We start from the raw sequence: 18,426 nt of genomic DNA, 5'->3' as shown, positions 1-18,426 counted from the left end.
CTTTGTGCTTGCCGAATTTGATTTGATTCGACGCTACTTTATGTCGTCGCAGGAGGCGTCGGCTGCGTCAAATGGCGTCACACTGGGATGTGGAGACGACGCCACGCTGCTGTTGCCGCAAGCAGGCCAACAGTTGGTCGTGAGCGTTGATACCTCGGTGGTGGATGTACACTTTCCCCGCGAAGCATCAGCATTTGCGGTGGGTCACCGTGCCTTGGCCGTTGCGCTGAGCGATCTGGCCGCCATGGGGGCGACTTCGCGTTGGTGTTTGATGGCGTTAACCCTTGATCAGCGCCAATTTACCAATGATGAAGCCACCCATGCTTGGCTTACAGACTATGCGCGAGGCTTTCATACGCTTTGTCAGCAGCACGCCACCACGCTGGTGGGGGGCGATGTCACTTCCGGTGCGCTTTCCATAGGCGTTACTGTGATGGGTGAACTCCCGGTGGGCGAAGCCTTGACCCGTAGTGGTGCCCAGGCGGGAGATCTGATCGCTGTCACCGGTGCACTAGGTGGTGGGGCAGGCGGGCTGGCGCTTTGGCAGCGGGGCGAGCGTGATGTAGCGCATCCGCTGCTAAGTCGCTATCTATTGCCGCAGCCGCGCTTAGCCGCGGGCCTGGCGCTACGTGGTCTAGCCACCGCTGCACTGGATATCTCCGATGGGCTACTGGCCGATTTGGCGCATATTCGCGACGCCTCGCAGGTCGGAGCCGTCATCGCGTTAGACGCCTTACCACTGGCGGACGGACTGGAAAGCTCCCTAGGTCGGGAAGCTGCACTAAAGGCGGCACTTTCAGGCGGGGATGATTACGAACTGCTTGTTACCCTCGGCGCTGACGACGTCGCAGAGGCGCAACAGCGTTTAGCGCCATTGGGTCTAGCGCTGACCGTCATTGGCCACTGTAGTGAAGCGTTAGGCGTTACTGCCTCTGGCCAGAGTGAACTGAGTCGTTATGTCAGCGGCTATGCCGGCTGGCAGCATTTTAGTGGGGAAGCGCCATGAATCATGCACCGAAAAGTGTCTGGCGTCGCCCAACACATTTTTTTGCCTTCGGCTTGGGTAGCGGCGCTGTGCCTTGGGCGCCGGGTACCTTTGGCACGCTAGCGGCCATTCCGTTCTACTGGATGATGGCGGAACTGCCCCTGGGGTGGTACCTGAGTATTTGTTTTGTTGCCTTTATTGTCGGCGTTTGGCTATGTGATAAAACGTCCCACGATTTAGGGGTACACGACCACTCGGGTATCGTGTGGGATGAGTTTGTGGGTTACTGGCTAACCATGGCGGCGGTGCCTTTTTCGTGGGAGGCTGCGCTATGGGGATTTGTGGTATTTCGCATCTTCGATGTCTTTAAGCCCTGGCCGATTCGCTGGGCTGACCGCCGCGTGGCGGGCGGCTTTGGTATTATGATCGATGACGTGATGGCAGGGGCCTACGCCTGGAGTACTATGCACCTGTGGTTCTGGCTACACTAAGCTTGGTGAGTGGTGAGTGGTGAGTGGTGAGTGGTGAGTGGTGATCAGGAGCGGTTGATAACTTTTTTCGAGCGCATTGGCTGCAAGGCGTTGGCTTCAAGGAGGTAGCATGCGCAAGGAACGTCTGATTGTCCCCACGCTGGCGATTATAGCCGTAGTGTGGATGGCAGCGCAGCTACTCTCCAGTGTGCTGTTTGAGCGCAGTCTACGCCAAGCGCTCGAAGATCTGGAGGCGCGGGGTGAGTGGCGCGTCAATCGTACTGAGAGTCATCAAGGGTGGTTAAGCTCCCAAGGCAGGGTGATACTGTCACCGCTTTTGGGTCGACCCTGGCGCCTTGAGCTCACGTATAGCGCGCGGCACGGTATTTTAAGCACGGATGTCGAAGGCACCGTACTACCACGTCTCGATACCGTTCTGCAGCAAGCCGTGGGTGAGGTCACCGCCCCCTCTGTGCCGCGTTGGCAGGGGCGCTATCACACCCTTAGCGGTCATAGCGAATTGCGCCTTGCCCTTGCCCCCTTTGTGATTCAGCAAAATGGCCGCGATTTAGCCGTCCGCGGTGGTCGGCTGCGCTTGGAAGGCGTGTTTGGCGATTGGCGACTACGCGCGTTATTTGATCAACTTACCCTGACCGACGGTATGGCCCAGCTTGCGATAGGCCCCACGGTGCTCGAAAGCCGCTATACTTATATTGATGATGCTTACCACTTTGCTCAACGCGATCACCTGCATATTGAAACGCTGACGCTCAGCTACCCCTCCTACGATATCCAGCTTTCGCCCTTCGACCTGAATAGCCATATGGTGCTGGATGAGAGCGAACTTCGTATCAAAGGCGAGCTTGAAGTGGGCGATGTGATGGTGCCTTCTCAAGCGCCGGACATGCCGTTGCTCAATGGCCGCATAGAGATGGAACTTTCGCGTTTGAATGCCGATGCGGTTCGCCAAGTGATTCGTCGTTTGCGTCAGGAAGCCGCCTGGGGAGACGCTAGTCTACCTATGGCCGAAGGGTTGCTGGCCCGTTTAGAGCCGGATCTGCGCAAAGTGCTTAGCGACTCGCCGCGTTTAGATGTCACGACCGTTGCTATCGATAGCCCGCTGTTGGGTATTCGCCTGGATGCGGATGGCGCGCTGTTTTTTGATGCCCGCCAGTTGGATGAGCTGAGTGTGGTTAACATCGACAAAAAGAAAGAGCAGGCGAAATGGCTGGAGCGCATTGATGGCGACTTTACCTGGCACGATGCGCCTACCGTCGCCGCATTATGGTTAGGCCTGCCCCTGGGTACTCGGGAGCTGCAGTTTGATGTGGTGCGTGGCGTTTGGCGTATCAATGGGCGCCCAATGCCCGAGCTTTGGCCTCAATAATTTTAAAAGAAAAGTTTACCTACGGTCGCAGGGAGCGCCGCTAAACTGACTGTTCTACTCGCGAAGGGTTGAAGTTTTGGCCCACTGCCCGCATTCCATGGACAACACTAGGCGGTTCTCACCGCCGGTATCGGTTCATTGGAGGACGCATGAGCGACCAGGATTACGAACACGACGCTGAACATCTTGATTGGCAACTTGATGATGAGCAGTCATCCACTACTGATGACACCCCCGGTAGTGAAGAGAGTAGTGAAGACAGTGGTGCAAACCACTCTAACGAACAGACTGAAAAAAGCTCTCAAGAGCCCGATAGTAAGCAGGGAGGAAGTGAGTACCGCTCAGACGGCGAGCGGGTAAACTCTCTGGTGCCCGCTAGTGAAATGCTGCCCGAACGCATTTACCTCCTGCCTATTCATAACCGGCCGTTCTTCCCCGCCCAGGTACAGCCGCTGGTGATTAATCGTGAGCGCTGGGAAGAGACCATGCGCCGTGTGGGTAACACGCCGCACCACACACTGGGTGTTGCCTTTGTGGGCGAGCAGGGTGTCACCTCCCTGGATCACGAAGGTTTCCCGGAGATCGGTACTGCGGTCAAAGTGCACAAACTTAAGGGTGAAGACGATCAGATTCAGTTTATCGCTCAAGGGCTTCAGCGCTTTAAAATTACCCGCTGGCTCTCCAAAGAGCCGCCTTACCTCGTCGAGGTGACCTACCCTAAAGAGCCGGTTGATGCGGAGAACGAAGAGACCCGCGCCTACGCCATGGCAATCATCAACGGCATTAAAGAGCTGCTGCCGATTAACCCGCTGTACGGTGAAGAACTCAAGCACTACCTCAACCGCTTTAGTCCTCATCAGCCGGGGCCGTTGACCGATTTTGCCGCCGCTATTACCTCCGCCAAGGGCCCCGAACTTCAGGATGTGCTGGCAACACTTTCGGTAGAAGAGCGGATGCAGAAAGTGCTGCCGCTGCTGCGGAAAGAGATCGATGTTGCGTTGCTACAGGGAGAGATCAGCGAGCAGGTAAACGCGCAAATGCAGGATCGCCAGCGCGAGTTCTTCCTGCGCGAGCAGCTCAAGGTCATCCAGCGTGAATTGGGTATTTCCAAAGGTGATCGAGAAAACGATGTAGATACCTTTAGAGCGCGTTTGGAGTCACTGGTAGTGCCCGAGCGTGTTCAATCGCGTATTGACGATGAGCTTAATAAGCTCAGCGTGTTGGAAACCGGTTCGCCGGAGTATGGCACCACGCGTAACTACCTGGATTGGTTAACCTCGCTGCCCTGGGGAGTGACCAGCCAGGATCAGTTGGATCTACCCCATGCCCGCCAGGTGCTGGATCGCGACCACGACGGTTTGAAAGACGTTAAAGAGCGTATTATCGAATTTCTGGCCGAGGGTACTTTCAAAGGCGACGTAGGCGGCTCGATTGTATTGTTGGTAGGCCCTCCTGGGGTAGGCAAAACCTCCATCGGACGTTCGATCGCCGAAGCCTTAGGGCGCCAGTTTTACCGTTTCTCAGTCGGTGGTATGCGCGATGAAGCGGAAATTAAAGGCCATCGGCGTACCTATGTGGGCGCTATGCCCGGCAAACTGGTGCAAGCCTTTAAAGAGGTCGAGGTCGAAAACCCCGTTATCATGCTGGATGAAATCGATAAGCTCGGGCAGTCCTTTCAGGGCGATCCAGCATCGGCGCTGCTGGAAGTACTTGATCCCGAACAGAACGTCGATTTCCTTGATCACTATCTTGATGTGCGCATGGACCTCTCCAAGGTGCTGTTTATCTGCACTGCCAACACGCTTGATTCGATTCCAGGGCCGCTGCTTGACCGTATGGAGCAGATCCGCCTCTCCGGTTATATCGCTGAAGAGAAGCTGGCGATTGCCAAGCACCACCTGTGGCCGAAGCTGCTCAAGCGCGACAACCTGACGAAAAAGAGGATCAGCCTCTCCGATGCGGCTTTAAAGCAGGTCATTGAAGGCTACGCCCGGGAAGCCGGAGTGCGCCAGCTGGAGAAGCAACTGCACCGCATTGTGCGTAAATCGGCCGTTAAACTGCTCGAAGAGGAGTCTGAAACGGTCAAGATATCAGTTAAAAACCTGGAGGAGTTCTTAGGTGCGCCGATTTTCCGTAAGGAGAAAGTGCTTACCGGCGAAGGGGTAGTGACCGGCCTGGCGTGGACTTCCATGGGGGGGGCAACATTGCCCATCGAAGCAGGCAAAGTACACTCACTGGATCGTGGTTTTAAACTGACCGGTAAGTTAGGCGAAGTGATGCAGGAGTCCGCCAATATCGCTTACAGCTATACCCTGGGCCACCTGCAGGAGTATGGTGCCGATACCGACTTCTTTGACTCGGCGTTTGTACACTTGCACGTACCCGAGGGCGCCACGCCGAAAGATGGCCCTTCGGCGGGTGTCACCATGACCACGGCGCTGCTCTCGCTGGCCAAGCACCATGCGATCGATAGGCCTTTGGCGATGACCGGCGAACTAACGTTAACCGGCCAAGTGCTCCCCGTTGGCGGTATTCGTGAGAAAGTCATTGCCGCGCGACGCAGCGATATTTTTGAATTGATTTTGCCCGACGCCAACAAGCGCGATTACGAAGAGTTGCCGGACTACCTGAAAGAGGGCATGACGGTGCACTTTGCCAAGCGCTACCGTGATGTGGCAGATGTCGTGTTTGGCCGAAAATAGAGCGTTGATTTTATTTGCAGCAATGGCTATTTAACCTTTTAAAGCGTCTTACGAGAGTAAGGCGCTTTTTTTACATTTGTTCACTGGTTTGCCGAGATGATCTATAGCGATAATGACCTCTGCTTTTATAAAAATTAAGAATATCTAATTCTTGGAGAACTAATGCGCAATAACCAGCCCGTGACGCAGCGTGAGTATGTTCTGAGTGAGGAAGCGGTGCTTATTTCCCGCTCGGATTTAAAGGGCAATGTGACCTACGCCAACCCTACTTTTGTTGAGGTCAGTGGCTATAGCCGTGAAGAACTCATTGGCTCTCCCCATAACCTCCTTCGTCACCCTGATATGCCTGAAGCTGCTTACAAGGATTTCTGGAAAACCATCCAAGCGGGGACAACCTGGCAAGGTGTGGTTAAAAATCGGCGTAAAAATGGCGATCACTACTGGGTGAATGCCACCGTGGCGCCGCTGCGGGACGGTGAGCGCATCGTCGGCTACACTTCCGTGCGCCGCAAAGCGTCAGAAAAAGCCATTAACCAGGCAGAAAAAATCTATGCCGAGATTCGCGAAAAAGGTAAATCCCGCCACTACGCACTAGCCCATGGCACGCTGCGGCGTAAAGGCTTGACTGGAATGCTGTCGCGCTTTCAGTTCACTAGCCTGAAAGCCAAGCTCATCAGTATGGTGGTGGCGTCGCTGCTGCTACTCTGTCTTTCGGGTGGGTTGGGAGTCTCTGCGCTGTTACTCTCCGGCGAGCGGCTGGAAACCATTAATCGCTCAGGTTTGAGCGATGTCGCCTCGCTGCAGAATATCGAACGCTATATTGGTCAAACGGTTGGCACGCTGGAACCTGCGGTACGAAGCCCTCGTCGGGCTGACCTGGAGGCCGTCAACGCAGACATTGGCCAGTATACCGATGCCATGCAGACGCTGTGGGCGGGCTACTATGCGGATGCGACGGTCACTGATGAGACCGCCCAGGCTTTTGATAGTGCTCTGAATACCTGGATTGATGCGGTGCAAACCGCCCTTGTGGCGATTGAAGAGGGTAATGGGTTCGCGGCCTTTGAGGCCTTGAATGACGTGGTGGTGCCGACCACAGAGTCGCTGCGCGAGATGAACAGCACCTTGGTTGAGCAGGTGCGTGCCGATGCCGAATTGCTGGTGACCGAGGCACAAAGCGGGCGTCAGCAAATGCTGATAGCGCAGCTGGTGCTACTGGCGGTAGGCTTTTTAGTCATGATCGGCTTGAGTGTAATGATTCTGAAATCCGTGTTTCGCAGCTTGTCGGGCGCGCGGTATATCACTTTCCAAATTGCCGCGGGTAACTTGGCCGCCCGTGAACGTCGTCAAACTAACGACGAGTTGGGCGAGCTGCTCTACTCCCTGGACACCATGCGTTTTAGCCTCTCCAGCATCGTGGGCGATGTAGAGAATCGTGTCTCAGTGGTTACTCCGGCGATTCAGCAGATAGCCGCTGAAAATGAGGAACTCTCTTCGCGCACTGAGCAGCAGGCGTCGTCGCTTCAGCAGACCGCTTCGAGTATGGAGGAGATGACCTCGACGGTTCAGCAGAACACCGATAATGCCCGCCAGGCGACTGATCTGGCAGTGCAGAACGCTGCCAGCACCAAGGAAACCGGTCAGCAAATGCAAAAGCTGGTGGAGCGCATGCAGCGTATCGCCCAGAGTGCTGAAAAGATGACCGAGATGATCAGCGTGATCGACGGCATTGCCTTTCAAACTAATATTTTGGCACTCAACGCCTCGGTTGAGGCTGCGCGTGCTGGTGAACATGGACGCGGCTTTGCGGTAGTCGCCAGCGAAGTGCGCAATCTAGCTGGTCGCAGCGCAGATGCCGCCCAGGAAATTCGCAAGATGATTGATAGCACTACTCAGGAAGTCAGCGGTGGTCGTAGTGCGGTAGAGCAGGCGGAGCGGGCGATTGAGGAAGTCTCTCAGCAGGTGAGTCGAGTCAGTGAGCTGATGGAGTCGATCAGCACTGCGTCCAGCGAGCAGAGTAGTGGGATCGGTCAAATTAACTCGGCGATTGCCGAAATGGATCTTGTGACCCAGCAGAACGCTTCAAAAGTTCAGTCGATTGCGGCGTCAGCGGACAATCTCTCCCTCGAAGCCTTTGAACTCGCTAACGTGGTCGATGCATTCCGTTTGGAAGGCGCTCAAGACGAGAACATCAAAGAGGCGCGGGCGAAGTTACAGCGCGCCAACCAGGCACTCAGTAAAGCAACTCAGCAATTGACAGCCCCATCAGAGCAGCGTGCTAAGACACCCGCAACACAGCCTCGTGCTGACCAGTGGGAAGCGTTTTAGCCCGGTAGACGACACTGTTAGGTGCTTGATTTCCCTTTATTCGGTTTTATGACATGCCACCCTTCGCGGTGGCATATTTCATGCATTACCTCTAATTGAAAAGGCTTAGCGTTAGGAGCCTGTCTGGCTTGGCCGATCGTCGCGAGAAGCATAGATTCGCAGTAGATCAGTGTTAAGTCGGACAGGCTCCTAGGGAACCGCTAATCCTAAAGATGGCACAAGCCTTCAATAAAAAAGTAGGGGGTCTCAATGCATAATGCCGCACAAGCAGCATCCACTATTTATGAATTAGCCGATGACGAAGTGTTGATCTCACGCTCGGATCTGCAGGGCAGAATCACCTACGCCAACCAAACCTTTGTAGAGGTGAGCGGCTATACGCTGGACGAGATCATGGGCGAACCTCACAGCCTGTTTCGCCACCCCAGCATGCCTAAAGCGGTTTTTAAGAACCTATGGGAAACGATTGAGGCCGGTAAAACCTGGCAGGGGCTGATCAAGAATCGCCGCCAAACGGGAGAAGCGTATTGGATGCATACCACCATCGCGCCGCTGCTCGATGGTAATCGCGTGGTGGGCTATACCTCTATCCGACGTAAAGCAGCGGATAGAGCCATTGCCCGGGCAGAGCGGGTATACGCTGCAATGCAACAGGGCAAAACGCGTGGTTTCAAGCTGCATTATGGTGCAATACGCCACACCGGCCTGCGTGGATGGGTAAAGCGTTTTAGTTTCAGCAGCATGCAGGCCAAACTAATGGGTATGGTGCTGGCTTCGGTGGCTTTACTAGTCATCGCAGGGGCGGCGGGGGTGTATGGCTTAACCAGTTCCGCTGAACGCTTACGCACTCTCAATCAAACGGGCCTTGAAGGCATTACCGACCTTCAGCAGATAGGTCAGCGGGTTAGCCAAGCAATTCAGGCGTTAGAACCGGCGGTGCGCAACCCGAGGCGAGCGGATCTTGATGCTCTTGAAAGCCAGTTAACCACCATGAGTGCCGACATTGAGCAGTCGTGGCAAGGCTATACTGCAGAGCGCGAAACCGGCGGTGTGCAAGAGGGGCTAGCGGCACATCTCACCACTTTTATTGAAAGTGCCGATATCACCCTGACGGCTATCCGCGATGGTAACGGCTTTGCTGCTTTTGAAGCCTTTAATGACAACGTGCAGCCCACCTCTGAAAGTATTAGTGCCACTATCAATGTATTGGTTGAACAAGAACGCACGGCTGCGCATACGCTGATGGACAATGCCGAACAGCAGCAACAGGTATTATTGTACGGTCAGTTGGGCGTGCTGCTGCTGGGTATTGTGTTAATGGTGGGGCTGAGCATGGCGGTACTCAAATCGCTGATTAAATCACTCAACGAGGCCCGCCGGGTAACGTTCCAAATTGCCGCGGGTAACCTCGCCAACCGAGTGACTTTAAAGCGTAATGACGAGTTAGGCGAGTTGCTGAGTTCGCTGGAAACCATGCGCGCTAGCTTATCGGGGCTGATTACCGAGGTGGGCAACAAAGTCGATGTGGTGACACCTGCGTCCGAACATATCAAACAGCAGAATGAAGACCTGGCATCGCGCACTGAGCAGCAGGCCTCCTCGCTTCAGCAAACTGCCTCTAGCATGGATCAGATGACGGCGACCGTGCAGCAAAACAGCGGAAACGCCCGTCAGGCCAATCAACTGGCCATGCAAAATGCCACCACCAGCCGCGAAACCGGCGAGCGCATGCAGGCGCTAGTCGAACGCATGGAGCGTATCGCTGCCAGCGCCGATAAGATGACCGACATTATTAGCGTCATCGACGGCATCGCTTTTCAAACCAATATTCTGGCGCTGAATGCCTCAGTAGAAGCTGCTCGGGCTGGCGAGCAGGGGCGTGGTTTTGCAGTTGTGGCAAATGAGGTGCGTAGCTTGGCCGGGCGTAGCGCTGATGCGGCTGGCGACATTCGTCGTTTAATCGACTCCTCCTCCCAGGAGATTAGCGGCGGTGCCCAAGCGGTGAAGGAGGCCGAAGCCGCTATCGATCAGGTAGTGACTCAGGTAATGAGAGTCAGCGATATCATGGAAGAGATCAGCACCGCCTCCGATGAGCAGAGCAACGGTATCGCGCAAATCAATACCGCCGTCGCGGAGATGGATCATGTCACCCAGCAGAATGCCTCCAAGGTACAGTCGATTTCCAGCGCTGCTCAAGGCCTCACCCGCGAAGCACTGAGTCTGGCCAACGTTATCGCCGCCTTTCGCTTAGAGGGTGCTGCCGAAGAGAGCAGCGAGACTGCCCGCAAGCGCTTGCTTAAACAAGCAGGGCTTGGCTCCACGCCCCCATTAGCGTCATCTCCCACATTAGCCTCGCCCCAAAACTCCCCGACTCAGCGTACTGCCCAAGCCCAGCCAGCCGAAGAGGCGTGGGCGACCTTCTGATGAATCGGCGCCATGGAGGGCGCTTTACTTCCTATCGGGTCTCGTGATTTAGCCTCTACATCCAGCCTCCACATCTAGTCTCTGCGCATTGCTCATGCCACAATCAAAAGCCACTGATATTTTTCAGAATTAGTCTAGCCTGCAGCCTTGCGTGCTGTGGGCTAATAAAAAATAGAGCCTAGGCTTTGTACGAAAAGTCGGCGAGCGAAGGTCAGGCAAGGCAAAAAACGGCGAAAAAGCGGAGTTTACGGGGTGTAAATGAGCATTTTGAGCCGTTTTTTAACGCAGCATGGCCGAGCGCAGGCAGTTTTCGTACAAAGCCTAGCTATTTATTAGAGAGTAGAGGACACCATGCCAGAGTATCGCTCACGTACCACCACCGCTGGCCGCAATATGGCCGGTGCCCGCGCCCTGTGGCGTGCCACGGGTATGCAGGACGGCGACTTTCAAAAGCCGATTATCGCGGTAGCCAACTCCTTTACCCAGTTTGTGCCGGGCCATGTGCATTTAAAGGATATGGGCCAACTGGTGGCGCGGGAGATTGAGAAAGCCGGGGGCGTCGCCAAAGAGTTCAACACCATTGCGGTGGACGATGGTATCGCCATGGGCCACGACGGCATGCTCTACTCGCTGCCCAGCCGCGACCTGATCGCTGATAGCGTTGAGTATATGTGCAACGCCCACTGCGCCGATGCGCTGGTATGTATTTCCAACTGCGACAAAATCACCCCAGGAATGCTGATGGCCGCTCTACGCCTCAATATTCCGGTTATCTTTGTTTCCGGTGGTCCCATGGAAGCGGGTAAAACCAAGCTTCTCAACCACGGGCTGGATCTCGTTGATGCCATGGTGATGGCCGCCGACGACAGCGTAGATGATGACACCCTGGCAGAAGTAGAGCGCAGCGCCTGCCCCACCTGCGGCAGTTGTTCGGGCATGTTTACCGCCAACTCCATGAACTGCTTAACCGAAGCGCTGGGTCTGGCCTTGCCCGGCAACGGTACCGTCTTGGCGACTCACTCGGATCGTCGTCGCCTGTTTGAAACCGCTGGCCATCGCATTGTCGAGCTGGCCAAGCGCTATTACGAAGGCGAAGAAGCCCACCTGCTGCCGCGTGCCATTGCCTCCAAGGCGGCGTTCAAAAACGCCATGACTCTGGATATCGCCATGGGCGGCTCTACCAACACTATTCTTCACTTCCTGGCGGCGGCCCAGGAAGCCGAGGTGGATTTCACCATGGCCGATATCGACCGCCTCTCCCGTGAAGTGCCCCAACTCTGTAAAGTGGCGCCCAATACCCAGAAGTACCATATCGAAGACGTCCACCGTGCAGGTGGCATTATGGCCATCCTGGGGGAACTGGATCGTGCCGGAGTGCTGGATACCTCGGTGCCCACCGTGTATGGCGACAGCCTGAAAGCGGCGCTGGAAGAGTGGGATATCATGCGCTCGCCAAGCGCGGAAGTGGTTGAGTTCTTTAAAGCCGGGCCGGGTGGCGTCCCTACCCAAGTGGCATTTTCCCAAAGTGCCCGCTGGCCGAGTTTGGATGGTGATCGTGCCACCGGCTGTATTCGAGACCTTGAGCATGCCTTCTCTCAGCAGGGCGGCTTAGCCGTGCTCTATGGCAATATCGCGCTGGATGGCTGCGTGGTCAAAACCGCCGGGGTCGATGACTCGATCCTGGTCTTTGAAGGCCCCGCCCATGTGGTGGAGTCTCAGGATCAGGCAGTCGCCGATGTGTTGGCGGATAAGGTCAAAGAGGGTGATGTCGTCGTGATTCGTTACGAAGGCCCGAAAGGTGGCCCTGGCATGCAGGAGATGCTCTACCCGACCTCCTATCTCAAATCCAAAGGATTGGGTAAAGCTTGCGCGCTGCTGACTGATGGGCGCTTCTCTGGCGGCACTTCAGGACTCTCTATTGGCCATGTTTCCCCTGAAGCAGCGGCGGGCGGCGCGATTGGATTGATCGAGCAGGGCGACCTGATCCGCATCGATATCCCCAATCGGGCGATTAACGTCAAACTGACCGATGCCGAGCTGGCGGCCCGCCGCGAGGCAATGGACGCCAAGGGTGCCGCTGCCTGGAAGCCTGCCGAGCAGCGTCCCCGCAAGATCACTCCGGCACTTAAAGCCTATGCGCTGTTGGCGACCTCCGCTGACAAAGGGGCTGTTCGGGATCTAAGCAAACTCGACTGATATACGCAGCTGAAACATGCAGCTGAAACATGCAATAAGCCCGAGTAAGGAATCAAATGAAGGCGATTATAAACGTTGGATTAGTCGGCTACGGTTTCGCTAGCCAAACCTTCCACGCACCGCTGATCCAGGCCACGGAAGGCCTGGATTTGGTCGCGGTCTCTTCAAGCGATGCCGCCAAGGTGCAGGCGTCACTGCCGGATGTTGAGGTAGAGGCTCAGGCATTAGCACTTTGCCAGCGCAGTGATATTGACCTGATCGTTATTCCCACTCCTAACGATACCCACTTTTCCCTCGCCAAAGCCGCTCTCTCGGCGGGCAAGCACGTAGTGGTCGATAAGCCATTCACGGTGACCCTGTCAGAAGCAAAGCTGCTCAAAAAATTGGCGGATGATAAAGAGCGTCTATTGTCGGTGTTTCATAACCGCCGCTGGGACAGCGATTTCTTGACCGTTAAGGCCCTGCTTGAGGCGGGGACGCTAGGGCGACTGGTCAATTTTGAATCCCACTTTGACCGTTTCCGCCCGGAAGTGCGTGATCGCTGGCGCGAGAAGGCTACCCCCGGTGGCGGCATCTGGTTTGATCTGGGGCCGCATTTGCTAGATCAAGCCTGCGAGCTGTTTGGCATGCCCCAGGCTATTCTGCTAGAACTCGGCGTGCTGCGAGATGGCGCCCAGGCTGACGATGACTTCCTCGCGCTGCTCGACTACGAAAGCTTTCGCGTTACCTTGGCGGCGGGCACGCTGGTGGCCGAACCGACACCGCGCTTCCGGATTAATGGCACCCAAGGCAGCTTCATTAAGTATGGCCTAGACCCTCAAGAGGACCGCTTAAAAGCAGGCGAAGTGCCGACACCCCAGTGGGGCGAAGATACTCAACATGGCACCCTGACACTGCGCGAAGGGGAGGGGGATAACGCACCGCTAACGCGTCGTGAACTTGCGACCCTGCCGGGGGACTACCTTGCCTATTACCAAGGCATTGCCGCAGCTATCCGCGATAAAGCACCGCTACCGGTAAGCGTCGACGACGCCCTGCGCTCAATGTCCTTGCTGGAAGCCGGGCTGGATAGCCACCGCCAGCGCCGCTGGATCGCATTGAAAAATCATCTTTAGAGAGAGGGGCGGGGGATTAGTCGCTTTTGCGTGTGAGGAGCCTTCTTATTATGTCATTGCGAGGAGCGTAGCGACGCGGCAATCTCAACCAGCGGCGGCAGTATAACCCCGAGATTGCTTCGCTTCGCTCGCAATGACAAAAATGAGGTAGCTTCGCTCACGATGACATCGACCCACCTTGAGCGAAGCTACTTCCTACTTAGATACTTCAAAGCAAATCCGTCGCACTATTGCGTTTCTCTTCCCGCAACCTATCCCGGGCGATATAGAGCGCGGCGATAGCGCGGGCTTCGTGAAAATCCTCGCGCAGTAGTAGGGCGGGTAGCTCCTCGATGGCGTGGGTTTCCACAATCAATGGCTCTGGCTCATCCCCTGGCAGGCGCTTGGGGTACAGGTCGGTGGCGAGGAGTACCTGCATACGGTGGCGCATATAGTTGGGTGCCAGCGAAAGCTCGACCAGCGGTTCAATGCGGTGAGCGCCAACGCCACACTCCTCCATCAACTCGCGGTTAGCCGCGGTAATGATATCTTCGCCAGGGTCGACTAATCCCTTTGGCAGGGTGAGCACATAATCTTCAAATCCAGCGGCGTATTCACGTATCAGCAGCACGTGGTCTGGGTCGGGCATCGCCACCATCATCACTGCGCCGCGGTCAGCGCCGGTCAAGCGCTCAAATTGGCGCTCTTCTCCGTTAGAAAAACGCAAATCAAGCGACTCAATCTGGAATAAACGGCTCTGGGCCACGCTCTTGCGAGCCAAAATTTGCGGCTTTTGCTGGTAGCCCGAACGCTTAGCACTGGCACCTTCAGGGTGATTGAAGGTGTCGCGAGTTGGGGGGGGCGTAGACATAAAAGTGGGCCTCCATGGCTGGTAAAAGGCGGTTAAGCTACAATAGCACGCTTACTCCTAACGTGACTGGAGCGGCAATGATTGATTGGCGCGAGATAGACACCGTCCTCTTGGATATGGACGGCACGCTGCTGGATTTACACTTCGACAGCCACTTTTGGCTCGAGCACCTGCCGCGGCGCTACCGCGAACTGCACCAACTGGATGAAGCCTCCCAGGAGGCGCTGCGCGCGCGTATTATCGGCGAGCAGGGCACCTTAAACTGGTACAGCCTGGCGTACTGGAGCCGCGAGCTGGGCGTGGATATCGTCGCTCTGAAGCGCGAAGTCCAGCACTTGATAGGCCTGCGTAGCGATGCTCTGGATTTCCTCAAATGGCTCAAACAGGCCCACCCGAGGGTCGTGCTCGCCACTAACGCGGATCGTGCGAGTCTTGCCCTGAAGCTGCCGCTCACCGGTTTGGAAAGTTACCTGGACGCGATCGTCTCTTCCGAGGACGTAGGAGCCGCCAAAGAGGAGCAGGCGTTTTGGTTTGCGCTACAAGACATCGAAGCCTTTGATCCCACGCGTACGCTGTTTATCGACGACAACGCCCGTGTACTCGAGAGCGCTCGTGAGTTTGGCATTAAGCATTTACTGGGCATTAAACAGCCCGACAGCCAGCGGCCTGAAAAAGAGCTGCAAGAATTTATTGCCCTCGATCGCTTTGCCCACCTGCTACCCGAACAGCTTCCTGAACAGGTGTCAGCAACCCAAGGAGTGCCTAAATGAGTGAGAGCGTACGCTTGGATAAATGGCTGTGGGCCGCACGCTTTTTTAAGACCCGCGCACTGGCTAAAAAAGCTATCGAGGGCGGGAAAGTGAATTACGACGGCGGTCGCGCTAAAACCAGCAAGCAGGTGGAAGTCGGTGCGCTTATTCGCGTGCCCCAGGGCTGGGAGATATTGGAGGTCGAGGTCTTATCGCTTTCGGATCAACGCCGCGGGGCACCAGAAGCGCGCACGCTCTATGCAGAAACCGAAGAGAGCGTGCAGCGTCGTGCTAAAGAGGCCGAAGCAAGACGCCTCACTAACGAAGCGATGCAGCATCCTCTCAAGCGCCCCGACAAAAAGCAGCGCCGCGATATCCAGCGCTTCCAGCGCCACCAGGGCGAGTAGATCCTCGCTGTTAAACGCTAGCCGTCCTTAAATACTTGCTGCACTTAAATACTTAGGTTGCCAAATTATGTCCGATCAAATTCAACGTTTTATGTTCGATCACACCAATGTCCGCGGCGAGATCGTCACCCTGGCGGCCGCCTACCACGAAGTGCTGGATAGCCATGCCTACCCTCCGGCGGTGAATGAGCTGTTGGGCGAGCTATTAGCCGCCGTGGCGTTGCTTACCGATACCGTGAAATTGGATGGCACGTTGAGTATCGAGGTACGTGGACGCGGCGTCCTGTCACTGTTAATGGCCGAGTCCAACCCCGGTGGTGAACTGCGCGCGATTGCCCGCATAGCAGAAGACGCCGCACTGCCCAGCGAGCACGCCAGCTTCCGCGAACTAGTGGGAGAAGGCCAGATCGTGATTACCCTCGATCCCCGTGAGGGCCACCGCTATCAAGGTATTGTGGCGTTGGATCAAGAGACCCTGGGCGGCTGCCTGGAAGCCTATTTCAGCCAATCTGAGCAGTTGCCAACCCGCCTCTGGCTGGCCGCCGATGAGAAGCGTGCGGGCGGGTTACTGCTGCAGCGGCTACCAGAAGAGTCACAAAACCAGGATGTCGATGCCTGGGATCGCAGCGTACAGCTAGCCGATACGATCAAAACGGAAGAACTGCTCGGCCTTGAGCAGCGCGAGGTGCTGCATCGTCTCTATCACGAAGAGACCGTGCGTGTTTTTGAACCCAAAGCACTGCGCTTTGGCTGCACCTGCTCCCGTGAGCGTATGAGCTACGCGTTGCACTCTCTGGGTAAAGAGGAACTGCGGGATATTTTGCACGAGCAGGGGGCTATTGATACCCAATGCCACTTTTGCCACACGAAATATCACTACACAGCAGCGGATATTGAAACTTTGTTGGACGACCCTGACGCGCCACCGCCCACGATTCACTAAGTGTGTAGTCGAAAGCGTATATCAGGGTGTTTACCAGCAGTGCTAGGAGCGCCAATGGATTCAATGAATTTGGTGCTTCGTGCAAACGGATGTTTGAATTTTTACTGCGCTGCAACACAAAATGTAGTGCCTTTGTAGTAGTTTAACTACAAGATATTTGATCTGCGCCCCCGTTTCCTGGGGGCTTTCTTTTTGCCATAATGCGCCGAACTTCAGCGCGCCCAGCCGGTTTCACAGTGGTTGGGATGAACATCAAGGCGTCGGTGACGCCCGGTAAACCGAGAGAAGCCCAGGAATCGAAATGACCACGACTCAAGCCGCTCCCCAATCCCACGTTAATCTCAGCAGCGCCGAACTAGTCGAGCGCGCAGTGGCACGTGGCGAAGGCCGCCTCTCAGCCAACGGCGCCTTGGTAGTCAAGACCGGCCTGCGTACCGGTCGCTCACCGAAAGACCGCTATATCGTTGATGAGCCCTCCACTAGCAGCCAAATCGATTGGGGCAACGTTAACCAGCCCTTCGACGCCGGCAAGTTCAACGCCCTGTGGGATCGAGTCAATGACCACCTGGTCAGCCAAGAGCATTTTGTCTCTGAGCTGCACGTGGGCAGTGATTCCACTCACTACCTGCCGGTGCGCGTCACCACCGAAACCGCTTGGCAAAACCTGTTTGGCCGCACCATGTTTGTACGCCCTCAGGCTTACAACCAAGCAGTTAAAGACGAGTGGACGATTCTTAACGCCGCAGGCTTTGAGTGTGACCCTACTCGCGATGGCACCAACTCTGACGGCTGCGTGATCATCAACTTCGCCGAGAAAAAAGTGCTTATCGCGGGTATGCGCTACGCCGGTGAAATGAAGAAAGCCATGTTCTCGGTGCAGAACTTCCTGCTGCCAGCTGCCGACGTACTGCCCATGCACTGCTCGGCGAACGTGGGTGAAGATGGCGAAACCTGTCTCTTCTTCGGTCTCTCTGGCACCGGTAAAACCACGCTCTCGGCGGATCAGGCGCGCTTCTTGATCGGCGATGACGAACACGCTTGGGGGGATGGGGTCGTCTTCAATATGGAAGGTGGCTGCTACGCCAAGTGTATCGATCTTTCCGAGAAGAACGAGCCGGTCATCTGGAACGCCATCAAGTTTGGCACCGTACTGGAAAACGTGGTGCTGGACGACCGTCGTGAGCCTGATTACGCCGACGATAGCCTGACCCAAAACTCCCGTGCCGCGTACCCGTTAGAGCACGTTGAGAAGCGCGTAGCGGAAAACCTGGCTGGCGAGCCGAATGCCATCGTGTTCCTGACCTGCGATATGTCCGGCGTACTGCCCCCGGTATCCATTCTTTCCAAAGAAGCCGCGGCGTATCACTTTCTGTCTGGCTACACCGCTAAAGTGGGCTCCACTGAAATGGGCTCCTCTGAAGGCTTGGCCGCCACATTCTCTACCTGCTTTGGCGCACCGTTCTTCCCGCGTCCTGCCCGTGAGTACGCTGATCTACTGATCAAGCGTGTCGAGAAAAAAGACGCCCAGGTATATCTGGTTAATACCGGCTGGACTGGCGGCGCTTACGGCGAAGGTGGCGCACGCTTCTCCATTCCGACCACGCGTGCCATCATCAGCGCGATTCAGTCTGGAGTGCTGCGCGACATCGAGACCAAGCACATCGATGGGCTCAATCTGCAAGTGCCGCTTGCCGTGCCGGGCGTTGATTCCAGCCTGCTCGACCCGCGTGAAACCTGGCAAGACCGTGACGCCTACGACCGCCACCTCAAAGACCTGGCGACCAAATTCGTCGATAACTTCAAGAAATTTGAAGGCGTCAATGAGGCCATTATCCAGGCAGGCCCCCAACTGACCTGAGCATCAGTTGAT

General features: G+C 56.0%; 13 protein-coding genes. 12 read left to right on the top strand and 1 reads right to left on the bottom strand.

Features of this window, described 5'->3' with window-relative positions:
* The first annotated feature begins 4 nt into the window (after positions 1 to 4).
* From thiL to AC4EYZ_RS03495, 8 genes are all read left to right on the top strand, one after another.
* Positions 5 to 1,006 carry a thiamine-phosphate kinase gene (gene thiL / locus AC4EYZ_RS03530; RefSeq protein ID WP_490204128.1) on the top strand — a complete coding sequence of 334 codons (1,002 nt, stop codon included), beginning with the start codon at positions 5 to 7 and terminating at the stop codon, positions 1,004 to 1,006.
* Entirely contained in the window at positions 1,003 to 1,476 is a 474-nt protein-coding gene (locus tag AC4EYZ_RS03525; protein WP_009288468.1) for a phosphatidylglycerophosphatase A family protein, read from the top strand. Before thiL ends, AC4EYZ_RS03525 begins: the two co-directional genes overlap by 4 nt.
* Before the next feature lie 109 nt (positions 1,477 to 1,585).
* The gene (locus AC4EYZ_RS03520; RefSeq protein WP_474191911.1) at positions 1,586 to 2,842 is read left to right on the top strand and encodes a DUF945 family protein; all 1,257 of its coding nucleotides are present in this window, start codon (positions 1,586 to 1,588) and stop codon (positions 2,840 to 2,842) included.
* Between the two features lie 149 nt (positions 2,843 to 2,991).
* A complete protein-coding gene (gene lon / locus AC4EYZ_RS03515; protein WP_027958812.1) occupies positions 2,992 to 5,544 on the top strand; it encodes an endopeptidase La in 2,553 nt (850 codons plus the stop codon).
* A gap of 162 nt (positions 5,545 to 5,706) precedes the next feature.
* Complete coding sequence (locus AC4EYZ_RS03510) at positions 5,707 to 7,872, top strand: methyl-accepting chemotaxis protein (protein WP_041157914.1); 2,166 nt, start codon at positions 5,707 to 5,709, stop codon at positions 7,870 to 7,872.
* Between the two features lie 249 nt (positions 7,873 to 8,121).
* A complete protein-coding gene (locus AC4EYZ_RS03505) occupies positions 8,122 to 10,296 on the top strand; it encodes a methyl-accepting chemotaxis protein (protein ID WP_490204127.1) in 2,175 nt (724 codons plus the stop codon).
* 351 nt (positions 10,297 to 10,647) lie between these two features.
* Positions 10,648 to 12,492, top strand: a complete 1,845-nt coding sequence (gene ilvD, locus AC4EYZ_RS03500) for a dihydroxy-acid dehydratase (RefSeq protein ID WP_490204126.1) — start codon at positions 10,648 to 10,650, stop codon at positions 12,490 to 12,492.
* Positions 12,493 to 12,548: 56 nt separating this feature from the next.
* Positions 12,549 to 13,607: an oxidoreductase gene (locus tag AC4EYZ_RS03495; protein WP_490204125.1), complete on the top strand. Its 1,059-nt coding sequence runs from the start codon at positions 12,549 to 12,551 to the stop codon at positions 13,605 to 13,607.
* Positions 13,608 to 13,815: 208 nt separating this feature from the next.
* On the opposite strand, the gene nudE is transcribed toward AC4EYZ_RS03495, so the two are convergent.
* A complete protein-coding gene (gene nudE / locus AC4EYZ_RS03490) occupies positions 13,816 to 14,457 on the bottom strand; it encodes an ADP compounds hydrolase NudE (protein WP_022519716.1) in 642 nt (213 codons plus the stop codon).
* A gap of 77 nt (positions 14,458 to 14,534) precedes the next feature.
* Between nudE and yrfG the strand changes: the two genes are divergently transcribed.
* The 4 genes from yrfG to AC4EYZ_RS03470 all read left to right on the top strand — a co-directional run bounded on the left by yrfG (position 14,535) and on the right by AC4EYZ_RS03470 (position 18,414).
* Positions 14,535 to 15,227 carry a GMP/IMP nucleotidase gene (yrfG, locus tag AC4EYZ_RS03485; protein ID WP_027958816.1) on the top strand — a complete coding sequence of 231 codons (693 nt, stop codon included), beginning with the start codon at positions 14,535 to 14,537 and terminating at the stop codon, positions 15,225 to 15,227.
* Complete coding sequence (locus AC4EYZ_RS03480; RefSeq protein ID WP_022519714.1) at positions 15,224 to 15,613, top strand: RNA-binding S4 domain-containing protein; 390 nt, start codon at positions 15,224 to 15,226, stop codon at positions 15,611 to 15,613. Before yrfG ends, AC4EYZ_RS03480 begins: the two co-directional genes overlap by 4 nt.
* 67 nt (positions 15,614 to 15,680) lie before the next feature.
* Positions 15,681 to 16,556, top strand: a complete 876-nt coding sequence (gene hslO / locus AC4EYZ_RS03475; protein ID WP_490204124.1) for an Hsp33 family molecular chaperone HslO — start codon at positions 15,681 to 15,683, stop codon at positions 16,554 to 16,556.
* Positions 16,557 to 16,857: 301 nt separating this feature from the next.
* Entirely contained in the window at positions 16,858 to 18,414 is a 1,557-nt protein-coding gene (locus AC4EYZ_RS03470) for a phosphoenolpyruvate carboxykinase (protein WP_027958817.1), read from the top strand.
* The last annotated feature ends 12 nt before the right edge of the window (positions 18,415 to 18,426 follow it).

The organism is Vreelandella sp. 162(4c), from assembly GCF_058152265.1.
Note: the sequence above shows the minus strand (reverse complement) of the source record. Positions and strands in the feature narration are given on the sequence as shown.